The 16,103-nt window shown below is 75.1% G+C and carries 11 protein-coding genes; 6 read left to right on the forward strand and 5 right to left on the reverse strand.

All coding sequences use genetic code 11. The annotated features are described in order from the left end of the window. Positions 1-265: 265 nt before the first annotated feature. Both D5H75_RS13110 and D5H75_RS13115 read left to right on the forward strand, forming a co-directional pair. Complete coding sequence (locus D5H75_RS13110; protein ID WP_119926717.1) at positions 266-1,852, forward strand: phytoene desaturase family protein; 1,587 nt, start codon at positions 266-268, stop codon at positions 1,850-1,852. A gap of 68 nt (positions 1,853-1,920) precedes the next feature. After that, complete coding sequence (locus D5H75_RS13115; RefSeq protein ID WP_119926718.1) at positions 1,921-4,431, forward strand: ATP-dependent Clp protease ATP-binding subunit; 2,511 nt, start codon at positions 1,921-1,923, stop codon at positions 4,429-4,431. A 47-nt stretch (positions 4,432-4,478) separates the two neighbouring features. Here D5H75_RS13115 and D5H75_RS13120 read toward each other — a convergent pair whose 3' ends face one another. Next, positions 4,479-5,723, reverse strand: coding sequence for an APC family permease (locus D5H75_RS13120; RefSeq protein ID WP_277949933.1), 1,245 nt, complete (start codon positions 5,721-5,723; stop codon positions 4,479-4,481). Between the two features lie 103 nt (positions 5,724-5,826). On the opposite strand from D5H75_RS13120, the gene D5H75_RS13125 reads away from it, so the two are divergent. The 3 genes from D5H75_RS13125 to D5H75_RS13135 all read left to right on the forward strand — a co-directional run bounded on the left by D5H75_RS13125 (position 5,827) and on the right by D5H75_RS13135 (position 8,296). Then, positions 5,827-6,105, forward strand: coding sequence for a helix-turn-helix domain-containing protein (locus D5H75_RS13125; protein ID WP_119926720.1), 279 nt, complete (start codon positions 5,827-5,829; stop codon positions 6,103-6,105). Positions 6,106-6,470: 365 nt separating this feature from the next. Further along, the gene (locus D5H75_RS13130; RefSeq protein WP_119926721.1) at positions 6,471-7,346 is read left to right on the forward strand and encodes an MEDS domain-containing protein; all 876 of its coding nucleotides are present in this window, start codon (positions 6,471-6,473) and stop codon (positions 7,344-7,346) included. Beyond that, positions 7,343-8,296 (forward strand): sensor histidine kinase, encoded by a 954-nt coding sequence (locus D5H75_RS13135; protein WP_202638110.1) that lies wholly within the window; start codon positions 7,343-7,345, stop codon positions 8,294-8,296. Before D5H75_RS13130 ends, D5H75_RS13135 begins: the two co-directional genes overlap by 4 nt. A gap of 86 nt (positions 8,297-8,382) precedes the next feature. On the opposite strand, the gene D5H75_RS13140 is transcribed toward D5H75_RS13135, so the two are convergent. Next, positions 8,383-8,991, reverse strand: coding sequence for a mechanosensitive ion channel domain-containing protein (locus D5H75_RS13140; protein WP_147425136.1), 609 nt, complete (start codon positions 8,989-8,991; stop codon positions 8,383-8,385). Between the two features lie 149 nt (positions 8,992-9,140). Here D5H75_RS13140 and D5H75_RS13145 point away from each other — a divergent pair, with 149 nt between their 5' ends. Next, positions 9,141-10,502 carry an APC family permease gene (locus D5H75_RS13145; protein ID WP_277949934.1) on the forward strand — a complete coding sequence of 454 codons (1,362 nt, stop codon included), beginning with the start codon at positions 9,141-9,143 and terminating at the stop codon, positions 10,500-10,502. A 121-nt stretch (positions 10,503-10,623) separates the two neighbouring features. Here the strand turns inward: D5H75_RS13145 and D5H75_RS13150 are convergent, their stop codons facing one another. The 3 genes from D5H75_RS13150 to D5H75_RS13160 form a co-directional block, all read right to left on the reverse strand. Beyond that, entirely contained in the window at positions 10,624-12,579 is a 1,956-nt protein-coding gene (locus D5H75_RS13150) for an acetyl/propionyl/methylcrotonyl-CoA carboxylase subunit alpha (protein ID WP_119926725.1), read from the reverse strand. Positions 12,580-12,731: 152 nt separating this feature from the next. Further along, positions 12,732-14,333 carry an acyl-CoA carboxylase subunit beta gene (locus D5H75_RS13155; RefSeq protein WP_119926726.1) on the reverse strand — a complete coding sequence of 534 codons (1,602 nt, stop codon included), beginning with the start codon at positions 14,331-14,333 and terminating at the stop codon, positions 12,732-12,734. Positions 14,334-14,397: 64 nt separating this feature from the next. Then, complete coding sequence (locus D5H75_RS13160) at positions 14,398-16,095, reverse strand: acyclic terpene utilization AtuA family protein (protein WP_119926727.1); 1,698 nt, start codon at positions 16,093-16,095, stop codon at positions 14,398-14,400. Positions 16,096-16,103 lie beyond the last annotated feature (8 nt).

Here is a 16,103-nt window from a genome sequence, read left to right on the forward strand (position 1 = left end):
TCCCACGCCTCGTCGGGCTCTCCGTCATCGGGCCTCGCGTTCGGAGGATCGGTCGGTGATGGGCTGTCCTCGCCTGCGAAGTCCGGTTCGTCCTCAAGCTCCTCATCCCGCCGGGTCTCAGCCCCGTCCCGTCGCATCGCGACCCTCCTCACTCCGGGTAATCCCGGCGTTTACCCGCCAATGCGTCGTTCACACCGCGGGCCCTCCCGCCCGCTCCGCGCCCGATCGCGGCGGTACGGTCCTGGGACCGAGGTGAGGAGGGCTCATGACGTACGACGTGGTGGTGGTCGGCGGCGGGCACAACGGCCTGACGGCGGCCGCGTACCTGGCGCGGGCGGGGCGGCGGACCCTGGTGCTGGAGCGGCTGGGGCACACGGGCGGGCTGGCGGTGTCGGCCCGGGCGTTCGCCGGGGTGGACGCGCGGCTGTCCCGGTACTCCTACCTGGTGAGCCTGCTGCCCCGGAAGATCGTCCGGGATCTGGGGCTGCGGCTGGAGCTGCGGACGCGCAGGGTCTCCTCCTACACGCCGTACGGCGGCGCCGGGCTGCTGGTGGACGGCGGGGACCCGGAGGGCACGGCGGCCTCGCTCGGGCGGGACGGCGACGCGTGGCGGGAGTTCTACGGGATGACCGCGCGGACGGCGGAGCGGATGGCCCCCACGCTGCTCGAACCGCTGCGGACGCGCGAGGAGATGCGCCGGGTCGTCGCCGACGACCGGGCCTTCCGGGACCTGGTGGAGCGGCCGATCGGGCTGACCGTGGACGAGCGGTTCCGGGACGACGTGGTGGCGGGCGTGGTGCTGACCGACGCGCTGATCGGGACGTTCGCCGACCCGTGGAGCGACCTGCGGGCGAACCGCTGCTTCCTCTACCACGTGATCGGCGACGGGAACGGCGAGTGGAAGGTGCCCGTCGGCGGGATGGGCGCGGTGACCGGCGCGCTCGCGCGGGCGGCCGCCGGGGCGGGGGCCGAGATCCGCACCGGGGCCGAGGCGGTCGCGATCGACCCGGGCAACGGTGAGGTGGTCTTCCGCGCCGAGGACGGCCGCGAGCACACGGTCACCGGGCGGCACGTGCTGGCGGGCGTGGCGCCGTACACGCTCGCCCGGCTCCTGGGGGAGGAGGAGCCGCCGCGGCCCGAGGGGGCGCAGCTCAAGGTCAACATGGTGCTGGCGCGGCTGCCCCGGCTGAAGGACCCCCGGGTCGCGCCGGAGACGGCGTTCGCGGGGACGTTCCACGTGAACGAGGGGCGGGACCGGCTCGCCGCGGCGTACCGCGAGGCCGCCGCGGGGCGCGTCCCCGAGCCCGCGCCCGCCGAGGTGTACTGTCACTCGCTCACCGACCCCTCCATCCTCGGGCCGGGACTGGCGGCGGCGGGCGCGCACACGATGACGCTGTTCGGCCTGCACATGCCCGCCCGCCTCTTCCGCGACGACCCCGACCGGTCCCGCCGCGCCGCGCTGGAGGCCGTCTTCCGCTCGCTCGACGCGGTCCTCGCCGAGCCGATCGGGCCGTGCCTGCTCCGGGCCCCCGGCGGGGAGCCGTGCGTCGAGGTCAAGACCCCCGTGGACCTGGAACGCGAGGCCGGCCTCCCCGGCGGCCACATCTTCCACCGCGACCTCGCGTGGCCCTTCGCCGAGCCGTACGGCGACGCGGGGCCGTACGGCGGAGCCGGGCCGGGCGCGACGCCGTACGGCGGCTCAGGGCCGGGGCCGGGCGAGGCGGGGAGCTGGGGCGTCGAGACCGGCCACCCCCGGGTGCTGCTGTGCGGGGCGGGAGCGGTGCGCGGCGGCGGGGTGAGCGGCATCCCCGGCCACAACGCGGCGATGGCCGTACTCGAGGGGAGGAAGTAGCGGGAAGTTTCAGAACGTGTCTGATTGACGACAATACGTGGTATCTGGGGGCTACTTCGGGGGATCTCATGGTCGGCTCGATGTTCGACGCGTTCTTCACCGACCCGTTCCGCGGGCTGGACCGGGTCTCCGGCGGGCTGTTCGGCACGCCGGAGACGTGGCCTCCGGCGCGCCCCGGCGTGCAGCGGGTGGACGTCGGCAGGCTGCTGAGCGAGCCCGGGCGGGAGGTGCTCCGGCGGGCGATGGGCCACGCGGCCGAGCGGGGCGCCGCCGACCTCGACGTGCTCGACCTGCTGCGCGCCGCCGCCGAGGACGACCCGACGCGGGGCCTGCTGAGCGCGGCCGGGGCCGACCCCGGGCGGGTGATCGAGGAGGTGCTCCGGCGCGCCCCCGCGGGCCCGGCCGGGGAGCCGCCGAGCACGGTGTCGCCGGTGACCAAGCGGGCGCTGCTGGACGCGCAGCGGCTCTCCAGCGCGCTCGGGCACTCCTTCATCGGCCCCGAGCACCTGCTGGTCGCCCTCGCGATGAACCCCGAGTCGCCGGCCGCGCGGGTGCTGGCCCGGTTCGGCGTGACGGCGAACGAGCTCCAGGAGGCCACCCGGCGCGAGCCGCGCCCCGCCCGCGCCCGGGCCCGCAGCGACACGCCCACCCTGGACGAGCACGGGAGCGACCTGACCGAGCGGGCGCGGGAAGGGCTGCTCGACCCGGTGGTGGGGCGGGAGGACGAGATCGAGCAGGCGATCGAGATCCTGTCGCGGCGCACCAAGAACAACCCGGTCCTGATCGGCGAGCCCGGCGTGGGCAAGACCGCGATCGTGGAGGGCATCGCGCAGCGGATCGTGAACGGGAGCGTGCCCGAGACGCTGCGCGGCAAGCGGGTGGTCGCGCTGGACGTGGCCGGGATGGTCGCGGGGACGAAGTACCGCGGCGAGTTCGAGGAGCGCATGCGGACGGTGATCGGCGAGATCACCGCGCACGAGAACGAGCTGGTCGTCTTCATCGACGAGATCCACACGATCGTGGGCGCGGGCGGCGGCGAGGGCGCGATGGACGCCGGCAACATGCTCAAGCCCGCCCTCTCCCGGGGCGAGCTGCACGTGGTGGGGGCGACCACGATCTCGGAGTACCGGCGGCACGTCGAGAAGGACGCCGCGCTGGAACGCCGGTTCCAGCCGGTGCTGGTGCCCGAGCCGACCGTGGACCAGACGGTGGAGATCCTGTCCGGGCTGCGCGACGGGTACGAGGCCCACCACCAGGTGCGGATCACCGACGAGGCGCTGGACGCGGCGGCGGCCCTGTCCGACCGGTACGTCAGCGACCGGTTCCTCCCCGACAAGGCCATCGACCTCATGGACCAGGCGAGCGCCCGGGTGCGGCTGCGCGCCCGCACGCCCGGGGAGGCCGCCCGGGTCCTGGAGGAACGCCTCGACCGGCTGCACCGCGAGAAGGACCAGGCGGTCACGGCCGAGGACTTCGAGCGCGCCAAGGAGATCAGCGAGGAGATCACCCGGCTCCGCCCGGAGCTGGAGGACGCCCGGCACGACCGCGACGACGTGCCCGCCGTCACCGCCGCCGACGTCGCCGAGGTGGTCTCCCGCGCCACCGGCATCCCGGTCGCCCAGCTCACCGAGGAGGAACGCGACCGCCTGATCCGCCTGGAGGAGCACCTCCACGAGCGCGTCGTCGGCCAGGACCGGGCGGTCGGCGCGGTCGCGGAGGCCGTACGGCGGGCGCGGGCGGGCCTGTCCGACCCGAACCGGCCGATCGGCGGCTTCCTCTTCCTCGGCCCGACCGGCGTGGGCAAGACCGAGCTGGCCAGGGCGCTCGCCGAGGCGCTGTTCGGCGACCAGAACCACATGGTCCGCGGGGACATGTCCGAGTTCGGGGAGAAGCACTCGGTCGCCCGCCTGGTCGGGGCCCCGCCCGGATACGTCGGCTACGAGGAGGCCGGGCAGCTCACCGAGGCCGTGCGCCGCAGGCCGCACAGCCTGGTCCTGCTCGACGAGATCGAGAAGGCGCACCCGGACGTGTACAACCTGCTGCTGCAGATCCTCGACGACGGCCGCCTGACCGACGGGCAGGGCCGCACCGTGGACTTCTCCAGCACGGTGGTCATCATGACCAGCAACATCGGCGCGGAGCGGATCCTCGCGCACGAGGGCGACGCCGAGGCCCTGCGCGACGACCTCATGCGCACCCTCCAGGCCACGATGCGGCCGGAGTTCCTCAACCGGGTCGACGAGATCATCATCTTCGAGCGCCTGGACCGCGCCCAGACGCGCCAGATCACCACGCTCCTGCTGGAGAGCAGCCGCCGCCGCCTCCACGCCCAGGGGGTCGCCCTGGAGGTCGCGGACGAGGCGGTGGACTGGCTGGCCGGACGCGGCTACCAGCCCGAGTTCGGCGCGCGCCCGATGCGCCGCCTCATCCAGCGCGAGCTCGACAACCCCCTCGCCGGCATGCTCCTGCGCGGGGAGCTGACCGAGGGCGACCGCGTGAGGGCCGGGGTCGCCGGGGGCGCGCTCGTCCTCACGGCCGAGCCCGCGGGCCCCTCCGAGCCGGCCGCGACGCCGGCCTGAGCGGGCGGCGACGCCGGCCTGAGCGGGCGGCCGCCGCCCGGGCGCGGTCACCGCCGCGAGGACCGCCACGCGCCGGCGGCCAGGCGCCCGCCGGCGCCTGCCGCGATCACCGCCGCCCCCGCGACCACCGAGCCCACCGGCAGCGTGAACGCCAGCAGCAGGCAGCCGGCGAGACCCGCCGCGTTCAGCGCCCTCGGCCAGCGGCGCTGCCCCGGCGGCTGGGTGAACGCCGCGGCGTTCGCGATCGCGTAGTAGAGCAGCACCCCGAACGACGAGAACCCGATGACCCCGCGCAGGTCCGTCACGAACAGCAGCGCGCACACCACGACGGCGAGCGCGATCTCGGCGTGGTGCGGCACCCGGTGGACCGGGTGCACCGCCGCGAGCGTCCGGGGCAGGTCGCCCTCCCGCGCCATGGCCAGCGTCGTCCGCCCGATCCCGGCGATCAGCCCCAGCAGCGCGCCCAGGCAGGCCACCGCCGCGCCGGCCCGCACCGCGGGGCCCGCCCAGCCCCAGCCCGCGGCCTCCACCGTCTCGACCAGCGGCGCGCCGGACACCGCGAGTCGGCCCGGTCCCAGCGCGAGCAGCACGCTCACCCCGATCACCGCGTAGACCGCGACCGCCAGGCCCAGCGCCAGCGGGATCGCCCGGGGGATCACCCGGGCCGGGTCCCGCACCTCCTCGCCGAGGGTGGCGACGCGGGCGTACCCGGCGAACGCGAAGAACAGCAGCCCGGCCGCCTGGAGCACGCCGTACGGATCGGCGTCCCCGGCCGTGAGCGGGGCGACCGGACCCCCGCCGAGCCCGGCGCCGGCGACCAGGCAGAGCGACAGCAGGGTCAGCCCCAGCAGCACCCAGGTCAGGCGGGCTGTCTTGGAGATGCCCCGGTAGTTCACCGCCGTCAGCGCCACTACCGCCAGCGCCGCGATCGGCCGCTCGAACCCCGGGGCGACGTAGGAGGCGAACGTCAGCGCCATCGCCGCGCAGGAGGCGGTCTTCCCGGTCACGAACGCCCACCCGGCCGCGAACCCCCACCACCGCCCCAGCCGCTCCCGGCCGTACACGTAGGTGCCGCCCGACTGGGGGTACACCGCCGCGAGCTGCGCCGAGGCGACCGCGTTGCAGTAGGCGACGAACGCGGCGACCGCGAGCCCGGCCAGCAGCCAGGTCCCGGCCGCGGCGGCGGCCGGGGAGAAGGCGGCGAACACCCCCGCCCCGACCATCGACCCCAGCCCGATGGCGACGGCGTCGGAGAGCCCCAGGCGGCGAGCGAGAGAGGGCGCGTGATCCACGGCGGCATCAAAGCACGCCGAGGTGAACGCCGCGTGACCGGCGGCCGCCTCGCCGAGCGGGACGGCATGAGGAGATTTCAATACCAGCCTTACAATCTCGAACATGGTGCGAACCCCGCTCACCGACGAGCAGCGCGACCGGGGGAGGGCCCTGGGCCGCGTCCTGCGCGCCGCCCGCGGCGCGCGCAGCGCCGCCGACGTGGCCCGGTGCTGCGGCATCTCCCTCGACACCCTGCGCAAGGTCGAGCGCGGCGCCATCTCCAGCCCCTCGTTCTTCACGGTCGCCGCCATCGCCCGCGAACTCGACCTGGACCTGTCCGCGCTGGCCCGGACCCTGCTCCCGGCCGCCGACGTCCCCGAGCGCTCGCCGCTGGCGTCCTGACCGGCGGATTCGTCGCCGCGGCGGGCACGCCGTCCGCACACCCGCTCCGCCCCCTGGGACGCGCCCGCCTCCGCGCCACGGCCGTCCGGCCTACGTGCCGCCTCCGCTCCGCGCCTGTCCGGCCCACGTGCCGCCTCCGCTCCGCGCCCGCGTCATCACCCTCGGAGACCCGAGCGGAGCGACCGTCCGTGCCCGGCGTCGTGGAGCGCGTGCGCGGCAGCCGTACGGCCGTGACGTGCGCTTCTCCGGGGGCTCCCGGCCGCCGCGATCTTCGTGCCCGATTGATCTTGATCGGGCAGTTCTGCCGAATCCGCTGCGACGGCCCGGGGAGGGCGGTACAAGGGGCATAGAGAGGAGGCGACGCGATGAGCCTGGCCGCTTTCGAACAGGGGGTCCCGGTGCGGGAGATGCGCCCCGGGGACCACCTGTGCCTCGTGTCCGGTGCCGCCGACGACCGTGAGCGGGTGCGCGCCGCCCTCGTGGCCAGCGGGCTCGACCGCGGCGACAAGGTGCTGTGCCTGGCCGACGCGGCCGAACCCCTCGCCGCCGTGGACTCGCTGCGGCGGCACGGCCTCGACCCCGACCCGGCCGTCGCCCGCGGGCAGCTCGTCGTGCGCGTGGCCAGGGACACCTGCCTGCCCGACCCCCGGCGGGCCGTCGCGCTGATCCGCGACCAGGCGCACGACGCGGCCCGCGAGGGGTATCCCGCGCTGAGCTTCGCCGCCGAGATGGGCTGGGCCGGGCGCGACGGGCTCGGGCCCGGCCCGCTGCTGGAGTTCGAGCGCGGGCTGCGGCCGCTGGTGGAGGGCTCGGGGGCGCGGGCGGTGTGCCAGTACGACGGCCGGCTGTTCAGCTCGGCCGCCCTCGACGACCTGCGCAGGCAGCACACCGGCGAGGTGTCCGACGGCTGCGAGGTCTCCCACGGCGTGCTCCGCCTGGCCCAGCTCGCCTGGCCGCCCGGGCTGCGCGTGTCCGGCGACGTGGACCTGACCACCCGCGCGGCGCTGGAGGCCGGGCTCGCCAGGGCGGCCGCCGGGCACGGCCGAGACGTCCACGCGGACCTGGGCGAGCTCGGCTTCATGGACCTGGGCGGCCTGCGCGTGCTGGTCGAGACCGCCGCGGGGCTGGGTCCTGGCCGGTCGCTCGTGCTCCACCGGGTGCCCCGGCACGTCCGGCATCTCATCGAGCTCACCGGATGGAGCGGCGCGCCGGGCCTGCGGCTCTCCGGGGACCCGGGATGACCGCTCCGGCGGAGACGCTGGTCCATCGCGTCTGCGTCTACGCCTCCGACGAGGAGTTCCTGCGGACGGCCGTCCCGTTCACGGAGGAGGGGCTGTTCCTCGGCGAGCCCGTGCTGCTGGCGACCACCCCCGCCACGGCCGAGCTGCTCACCGGGGCGCTCGGCGAGCAGGCGGACGACGTGGTGCACGCCGGGGACGCCTGCCTCGACGGCCGCCCGCACCGCGCGGTCACCGCCTTCTACCGCTACTGGAAGCGCCACTCACGCGGCCCCGGGCACGCCCGCGTGCTGGTCGAGCCGGTCTGGGACGGCCGGCCCGCCGCCGAGGTGGCGGCCTGGCAGCGGGTGGAGGCCGGGGTCAACGCGGTGCTCGGCGACACCCGCCTGTGCATCGTGTGCGCGTACGACGCCCGCGTCGCCGGGCCCGGCGTGCTGGACGCCGCCCGCCGTACCCACCCCTCGGCCGTCGCGGGGCCGACGGTGCGGCCCTGCCCGGAGTACGTCGACCCGGCGGAGCTGGCCGGGGCCTGGGAGACGGGGCCGCTGCCGCCCGCGCCCCGCGGCGTCCCGGTGTTACGCCTGGACGGCGACCTGCGCGCGCTGCGGTCCTTCACCCTCGCCGCGTCGCGCGCGGCGGGACTGACCGAGGACCGCGCGATGACGTTCGCCACGGCCGTGTCCGAGGTGGGCTCCTACCTGTGGGCGCGCGGGGGAGAGGCCCCGGCCGTCCGCGTCTGGCATGACTCGTCCACCTTGACCTGCGAGGTCCACCAGCCCGGCGGGCGCCTCGACGACCGCTTCCTCGGCTACCGGCCGCCGGGCCGCGTCGCCGCGCCCGACGACGGCATCTGGCTCGCCCGCCAGATCTGCGACCGCCTGGAGACCCGCTCAGGCCCCGCCGGCTGCACCTTCCGCCTCCACTTCCCCATCCACCCCGCCCCGCCGCCGTGACCCCCGCGCCCGCCCCTCGGGGCCCGCGCCGGAGCGGGGCCGCGGGAGTACGGCGGGGCCTGGGCGCGGCGGGAGCCGTACCGTGATCAGTTGGGGAGGTGGCCGACCGCGGAGGCGAGGACCTGGGAGTTGGGGATGCGCAGCTCGCCGTCGTCGCAGACGAGCCAGACGTAGGTGAGGCCCATGTCGCGGACCTGCCCGACGATCTCACCGGCGAGCGGGCCGGAGCGGACGCGGATGCGGTCGCCGGCCGAGAACGGGCGTGTGTAGAGGAGGACCAGGCCGGCGAAGACGTTCGACAGCGCCTGCTGGGCCGCGATGCCCACGATCACGCCGGTCACCGCGCCGCCGAGCAGGAGCTGCTGGATGGGGGCCGAGATCGTGGCGAGCGCGGTCAGCACGATGATCACGTTGCCGAAGACGATGATCAGCGTGCGCAGCGAGCCGGCGTAGCGCACCCCGAGACGCTCCGCCAGCAGGTCGCGCGCCTCCGCGCCGAGCGACAGCGTGCCGCGGAACCCCAGCACGAGGAAGACCAGGGTCATCGCGTACACGAAGATCCGGGTGCGCCAGTCGTGCGAGGGCTCGCCGATCTGGGCGGCGATCAGCGCGAGCGTGGCCAGGGCGTACAGGACCAGGACGTGGCGGCCCCGCCGATGGAACATCGGAAACCGCCAGAACTTCCAGTCCGCCATGGACACCCCCGCGAGCACGCATTCCCCCCGGCGATTCCCCGATGCCGGATGATCAGCCGAAATACGCCCAAGGAGTTGCCAAAGCCGGTGAAGAGGTGTGCGCTGGTTACCCAGGGGTAGGCGTTGCGTCTGGAATCCGAGGAGGCGCTGTGGCAACGAATGCGGCACCGGAACGGACTGAGCTGAAGCGCGCCATAGGGCCCAGGCTTCTCGTGCTCTTCGTGGTCGGAGACATCCTCGGCACCGGCGTGTACGCCCTCACCGGCAAGGTCGCCGGCAAGGTCGGCGGCGCGCTCTGGCTGCCGTTCCTGATCGGGTTCATCGTCGCGCTGCTCACCGCGGTGTCGTACGTCGAGCTGGTCACCAAGTACCCCCGCGCGGCCGGGGCGGCGCTCTACACGCAGCGGGCGTTCCGGGTGCCCTTCCTGACGTTCATGGTCGCGTTCGCCGTGATGTGCTCGGGGCTGACCTCGGCCAGCGCCGCCGCCCGCGCGATCGGCGGGGACTACCTCGCCGAGTTCGTGACGCTGCCGTCCGTGGTCGTCGGCATCGTGTTCATCGTCGCCGTCTCCCTGCTGAACTACCGGGGCGTGTCGGAGTCGGTGAAGACGAACATCCTGTTCACGCTGATCGAGCTGACCGGCCTCCTCGTGATCATCGTGATCGGGGTCATCGCCGTCGCCTCCGGGGAGGGCGAGCCCGCCAGGCTCACCCAGATCCGCGACGACCAGGCCGGCGGCATGCTGCTGGCCATGCTCGGCAGCACCGCGCTGGCGTTCTTCGCCTTCGTGGGCTTCGAGGACTCGGTGAACATGGCCGAGGAGACCAAGGACCCCTCCCGCAACTTCCCGCGCGCGATCTTCCTCGGCGTCGCGATCACCAGCGCGGTCTACATCCTGGTCGCGATCACCTCGTCCCTGCTGGTGGACTACCGGGTGCTGGAGAAGTCCTCAGGGCCCCTCCTGGAGGTCGTCAAGGCCGGCGGCCTGGCGTTCCCGCCCCAGCTCTTCGCGGCCATCGCCATGTTCGCGGTCGCCAACTCGGCCCTCATCAACATGATGATGGCGTCCCGCCTGGTGTACGGCCTGGCCAACGAGCGGGTCGTGCCGCGCGGGCTGGCCTGGGTGGACCCGCGCCGCCGCACGCCCGTCATCGGCATCATCTTCACCACGGTCCTGGCGGTCGGCCTCATCTCGACCGGGGAGATCGCCGGGCTGGGCGACACCACGGCCTTCCTCCTCCTCTGCGTGTTCACCGTCGTCAACATCTCGGTCCTCGTCCTGCGCCGCGACGAGGTCGGCCACCGGCACTTCCGCGCCCCCACGGTCCTGCCCGTCCTCGGCGCGGTCCTCAGCCTCACCCTGGCCAGCCCGCTCACCGGCCGCCCCGCCGACGTCTACATCCGCGCGGGCGTCCTGCTCGCCATCGGCGTCGTCCTCTGGCTGATCAACTGGTTCTTCCTCCGGCGCACGCCCGGCGCCCCCGCCGACCGGACCGAGACGCCCGCCTGACCCTCCGGGCGGCGCCAGGCCAGCCGGGCCGCCGCAGACCAGCCGGGGCGCGCCTGACCGGCGGGCCGTGCTTGACCGGCGGGCCGTGCCCGATCGGCCGGGGCTCACCCGGCCCGCCGGGCTACGCCGGGCCCGCGGGCTCGTCCTCGCGGGGTGTGACGACCGCGAGGAGGGCGCCGGCGTCGAGCCGGTCGCCGGGGGCGGCGTGGAGGCGTTCGAGGAGGCCGTCGCGGGGGGCGCGGACCACGTGCTCCATCTTCATCGCCTCCAGGACGACGAGGGGCTGGCCCGCGGTCACCTGGTCGCCGGGCACGGCCTCGACCCGGACGACGGTGCCGGGCATGGGGGACAGGAGGGAGCCCGCGGCCAGGGTGGCGGCCGGGTCGGCGAAGCGGGGCAGGAGACGGAGCGCGACCGGGCCGAGCACCGAGTCCACCCACACCCGATCGCCCGACCGCGCCACGTCGAAGGCGCGGCGGACGCCGGACGCCGCGAGGACGACCCGGCCGGGGTCCGCCGAGACCAGGGAGACGTCCTCGAAGCCCTCGGCGCGCAGGCCGTCGCGGGTCAGCCGGTACGCGACCTCACCCTCGGCGAACGCGGTCCGCTGGGGCTGGGAGGGCACGTTGCGCCAGCCCGAGGGGAGGCGGCCGAGCACCGGGGCCGCCGCGCGGTTCGCCGCAGCCAGGGCCAGCGCCGCCGCCAGCGCGGACAGCCGGACCCCGGCCTCGTCCGCGAGCGGCGCGGTCAGCCCCGGGACGCGGGACAGGTACGCCGTGTCGGTGTCGCCCGCCAGGAACGACGGCTCGGCCAGGACCCGGGCGAGCAGATCGCGGCAGGTGACGACGCCGTGGATCCGGGCGCCGCGCAGGGCCGCGGCGAGACGGCGGGCGGCGGCCTCCCGCGTCGGCGCCCAGGCGACCAGCTTGGCGAGCATCGGGTCGTAGTGCACCCCGACCTCGGTCCCGCTCTCCACGCCCGAGTCCAGGCGCAGGCCGTACGCCGGGGGAACGGCGAACCGGGCGTCCACCCCGGGGACGTCGAACGTGTGGAGGACTCCGCTCCGGGGCCGCCAGTCCTCCGCCGGGTCCTCGGCGTACAGCCGTACCTCGATCGCGTGGCCCCTGGGCTCCGGCGGCGCGGGGTCCAGCCGGGCTCCCTCGGCGATCGCGATCTGGGCGGCGACCAGGTCCAGGCCGTACACGCACTCGGTGACCGGGTGCTCGACCTGGAGGCGGGTGTTGACCTCCAGGAAGTGGAAGCCCCCGTCCGGGCCGAGCAGGAACTCGACGGTGCCCGCGCCGACGTACCCGATCGCGCGGGCCGCCGCCACCGCCGCCTCGCACAGCGCCGCGCGCAGCCCGGGCGAGACGGCGGGGGAGGGCGTCTCCTCGACGATCTTCTGGTGGCGGCGCTGCACGGAGCACTCGCGCTCGCCCAGCGCCCAGACCGTGCCGTGGGCGTCGGCCAGCAACTGCACCTCGACGTGCCGCGCCCGTTCCAGCAGCGGCTCGCAGAACACCGTCGCGTCCCCGAACGCGGAGGACGCCTCCCGCCGGGCCGACTCCAGCGCCGGGACCAGCTCCCCGGCCGAGCGGACGACGCGCATGCCCCGCCCGCCGCCGCCCGCGGACGCCTTGACCAGCACCGGGAACGCGTCCACGGCCGCCGGGTCCAGCTCGGGCAGCACCGGGACCCCGGCCGCGGCCATCAGCTTCTTGGCCCCGACCTTGGATCCCATCGCCGCGATCGCCTCCGGCGGCGGCCCGACCCAGGTCAGCCCGGCGGCGATCACCGCCCGCGCGAAGTCGGCGTTCTCCGACAGGAACCCGTACCCGGGGTGCACGGCGTCGGCCCCGGTCGCCCGCGCCGCCTCGATCAGGGCGTCGGCGCGCAGGTACGTCTCGGCCGGGGCCGCCCCCGCGAGCCGTACGGACTCGTCGGCCTCGACCGCGTGGGGAGCGGCGGCGTCGGGGTCGGAGCAGACGGCCACGGTGCCGATGCCCAGGTCGCGGCAGGTGCGGAAGACCCGGCGGGCGATCTCGCCCCGGTTGGCGACCAGCAGTTTGCGGATCAAGGAGGCTCCCGGGTCAGTGAAACGGCCGGTGGGCGGCTCGGCGGGCGGCTCGGTGGGCGGTCCGGTGAACGGTCCGGTGAACGGTTCGGTGGACGGTTCGGCGGGTGTCGGCGGACGAGGCGGGGACGATCAGCGGGCGGGTCGGTGGGCGGTCAGTGGCGGAAGACGCCGTACGCGGGCCCGGCCGGGGCGGCGGGCGGCGGGGCGTTGCCGATCGCGGACAGGCAGAGGCCGAGCACGGTGCGGGTGTCGCGCGGGTCGATCACGCCGTCGTCGTACACCCGCCCGGACAGGAAGAACGGGAGGGACTCGGCCTCGATCTGGGCCTCGACCATCGCGCGCATCGCGGCGTCGGCCTCCTCGTCGTACGCCTGCCCGCGCGCCTGGGCCGCCTGCCGCCCCACGATCGAGAGCACCCCGGCGAGCTGGGCCGGGCCCATGACCGCGGACTTCGCGCTGGGCCAGGTGAACAGGAACCTGGGGTCGTAGGCCCGGCCGCACATGCCGTAGTTGCCCGCGCCGTACGACGCGCCCATGACCACCGTCAGGTGCGGGACCCGGCTGTTGGACACCGCGTTGATCATCAGGGCGCCGTGCTTGATGATGCCCTTCTGCTCGTACTCCGCGCCGACCATGTAGCCGGTCGTGTTCTGCAGGAACAGCAGCGGCGTCCCGGTCTGGTTCGCGAGCTGGATGAACTGCGCGGCCTTCTGCGACTCCTCGCTGAACAGCACGCCGCGCGCGTTGGCGAGGATCCCGACCGGGTGGCCGTGCAGCGTCGCCCACCCGGTCACCAGGCTCGTGCCGTACAGCGGCTTGAACTCGTCGAAGTCGGAGCCGTCCACGACGCGGGCGATCACCTCGCGCGGGTCGAACGGCGTCTTCAGGTCCGGGGGGACGATGCCGAGCAGTTCGTCCTCGTCGTAGAGGGGCTCGGCGTAGCCAGCGAGCGGGGCGGGGCCGGGTTTGCGGTGGTTGAGGCGGCGCACGATGGACCGGCCGAGGCGGATCGCGTCGTGCTCGTCCTCCGCGAAGTAGTCGGCCAGGCCCGAGACCCGCGCGTGCATCTCCGCGCCGCCCAGCGACTCGTCGTCCGACTCCTCCCCGGTGGCCATCTTGACCAGCGGCGGCCCGCCGAGGAAGACCTTCGCCCGCTCCCGAACCATCACCACATAGTCGGACATGCCGGGTACGTACGCGCCGCCTGCCGTGGAGTTCCCGAACACCAGGGAGATCGTCGGTATCCCGGCCGCCGACAACCGCGTCAGGTCGCGGAACAGGCGCCCGCCCGGGATGAAGATCTCCTTCTGCGTCGGCAGGTCCGCCCCGCCCGACTCGACCAGGTTGACCAGCGGCAACCGGTTCTCACGCGCGATGTCCATCGCCCGGAACGTCTTCTTCACGGTCCACGGGTTGCTCGCGCCGCCCCGCACGGTCGGGTCGTTGGCGATCACCACGCACTCGACGCCCTCGACCACCCCGATCCCGGTCACCACGCTCGCGCCGACCGGGAAGTCCGTGCCCCACGCGGCCAGCGGCGACAGCTCCAGGAACGGGGAGTCCGGATCGACCAGCAGCTCCACCCGCTCCCGCGCCGGCAGCTTGCCCCGGCGCCGGTGCCGCTCGACGTACTTCGGCCCGCCCCCGCCCAGCGCCTTCGCGTGCTCGGCGGCCAGCTCCGCGAGCCGCGCCAGCATCGCCTCCCGGTTCGCCGCCGTGGCGGCCGGATCCAGCCGCGACCTCACCACGCCCACGCCGTCCCCTTCCCCTCATGCCGTACGGCTCGCGCCCGCCCCTCGCGGCGGAGGAGGGGCGCGCTCACAGCAGCGCCTCGGGGATGTCGAGCTCGCGTGACCGCAGCCACTCGCCGAGGGCCTTGGCCTGCGGGTCGAACCGGGTGGACGCCGCCACGCCCTCGCCCAGCAGCCCGGAGACGACGAAGTTCAGCGCCCGCAGGCGCGGCAGCGCGTGCCGCGTCACCGTGAGGCCGCGCGCCTCCGGGACCAGCTCCCGGAACCGCTCGACGGTCAGCGCGTGCGCCAGCCACCGCCACCCGTCCTCGGTGCGCGCCCACAGGCCGACGTTCGCGTCGCCGCCCTTGTCACCGCTGCGCGCGCCCGCGACCAGCCCGAGGGCGGCCCGCCGTACCGGGCCCTCGGGGAGCGGCTCGGGAAGCGGGTCCGGGAGCGGCGGGGGCGCGTCACCGGCGAGGTCCGCGGTCCGCGCCGGCGGCGGGATCTCCACGCGCTCGCCCCCGGGGAGCACCGCGACGTGGGTGACCTCCTCGTTCGGGATGTAGGCGGCGGTGTAGACCCCGTACGGCGAGGCCTCGGTGGGCGGGGAGGTGGCGTGGAAGCCGGGGTAGGACGCGAGAGCCAGCTCGACCGCCGCGCCGCTGAACGCGCGCCCGACGACCTTGGGGTCGGGGTCCATCACCACGCAGCGCAGGAAGGCGCTCGCCTCCTCCTCGGACCCCGCGTCGCGGTGGTCGGTGCGGGCCAGCGTCCACCGGACGGTCCGCGGCCGGGGCGTCATCGCCGCCTCGAGCTGGGCGCGGGCCAGCGCGGCCTTCTCCTCGACGTCGAGGCCGGTGAGGACGAACGTCATCTGGTTGCGGTGGCCGCCGAGGTGGTTCAGGCACACCTTCGTCGCCGGGGGAGGGGGCTCCCCGGCCGCGCCGTGGACCCGGACGCGGTCGGGGCCGTCCTGCGCCAGCCGTACCGTGTCGAAGCGGGTGGTGACGTCGGGGCCGGGGTACCGGGGGCCGGCGATCTCGTAGAGGAGCTGGGCGGTGACCGTCTCGACGGTGACCGCGCCGCCGGTGCCCTCGTGCTTGGTGATCACCGACGATCCGTCGGAGGCGATCTCGGCGATGGGGAAACCGGGCCTGAGCGGGTCGGGGATCTCGGTGAAGAAGGAGAAGTTGCCGCCGGTGGCCTGCGCGCCGCACTCCAGGATGTGGCCCGCGACCGTCGCGCCGGCGAGGGCGTCCCAGTCCTCCCTGCCCCAGCCGAAGTGCGCCGCCGCCGGGCCCACGACCAGCGACGCGTCCGTCACGCGGCCGGTCACCACCACGTCGGCCCCGGCGTCCAGGCACTCCTTGATGCCCCACGCCCCGAGGTAGGCGTTCGCGGTCAGCGCCTCCGGCCACCGGCCCGGCGTGCCCATGAGGTCGTCGCCCTCGACGTGCGCGATCCGCACCGCGATCCCGAACCGGTCCGCCATGTCGCGCAGCACCGCCGCGAGCCCCGCCGGGTTCAGGCCGCCCGCGTTCGTCACGATCTTCACGCCCCGCTCGTGCGCGAGCCCGAGGCAGTCCTCCATCTGGCGCGCGAACGTCGAGGCGTAGCCGTACATCGGGTTCTTCAGCCGCGCCCGGCCGAGGATCAGCATGGTCAGTTCGGCGAGGTAGTCGCCGGTGAGCACGTCGAGCGGGCCGCCTTCGAGCATCTCGCGCACGGCGGAGAGCCGGTCGCCGTAGAAGCCGGAGGCGTTGCCGATCCGGAGGGGCTCCATGGTCGAAC

Origin of the sequence: Bailinhaonella thermotolerans (assembly GCF_003594875.1) — a bacterium.
Taxonomy (GTDB): Bacteria; Actinomycetota; Actinomycetes; order Streptosporangiales; family Streptosporangiaceae; genus Bailinhaonella; species Bailinhaonella thermotolerans.

Bases quoted from the DNA above. Each gene is read 5' to 3' on its own strand.
- D5H75_RS13115 (WP_119926718.1), top strand. From the start codon at position 1,921: ATGGTCGGCTCGATGTTCGACGCGTTCTTCACCGACCCGTTCCGCGGG.
- D5H75_RS13125 (WP_119926720.1), top strand. From the start codon at position 5,827: ATGGTGCGAACCCCGCTCACCGACGAGCAGCGCGACCGGGGGAGGGCC.
- D5H75_RS13160 (WP_119926727.1), bottom strand. From the start codon at position 16,095: ATGGAGCCCCTCCGGATCGGCAACGCCTCCGGCTTCTACGGCGACCGG.
- D5H75_RS13110 (WP_119926717.1), top strand. From the start codon at position 266: ATGACGTACGACGTGGTGGTGGTCGGCGGCGGGCACAACGGCCTGACG.
- D5H75_RS13135 (WP_202638110.1), top strand. From the start codon at position 7,343: ATGACCGCTCCGGCGGAGACGCTGGTCCATCGCGTCTGCGTCTACGCC.
- D5H75_RS13130 (WP_119926721.1), top strand. From the start codon at position 6,471: ATGAGCCTGGCCGCTTTCGAACAGGGGGTCCCGGTGCGGGAGATGCGC.
- D5H75_RS13140 (WP_147425136.1), bottom strand. From the start codon at position 8,991: ATGGCGGACTGGAAGTTCTGGCGGTTTCCGATGTTCCATCGGCGGGGC.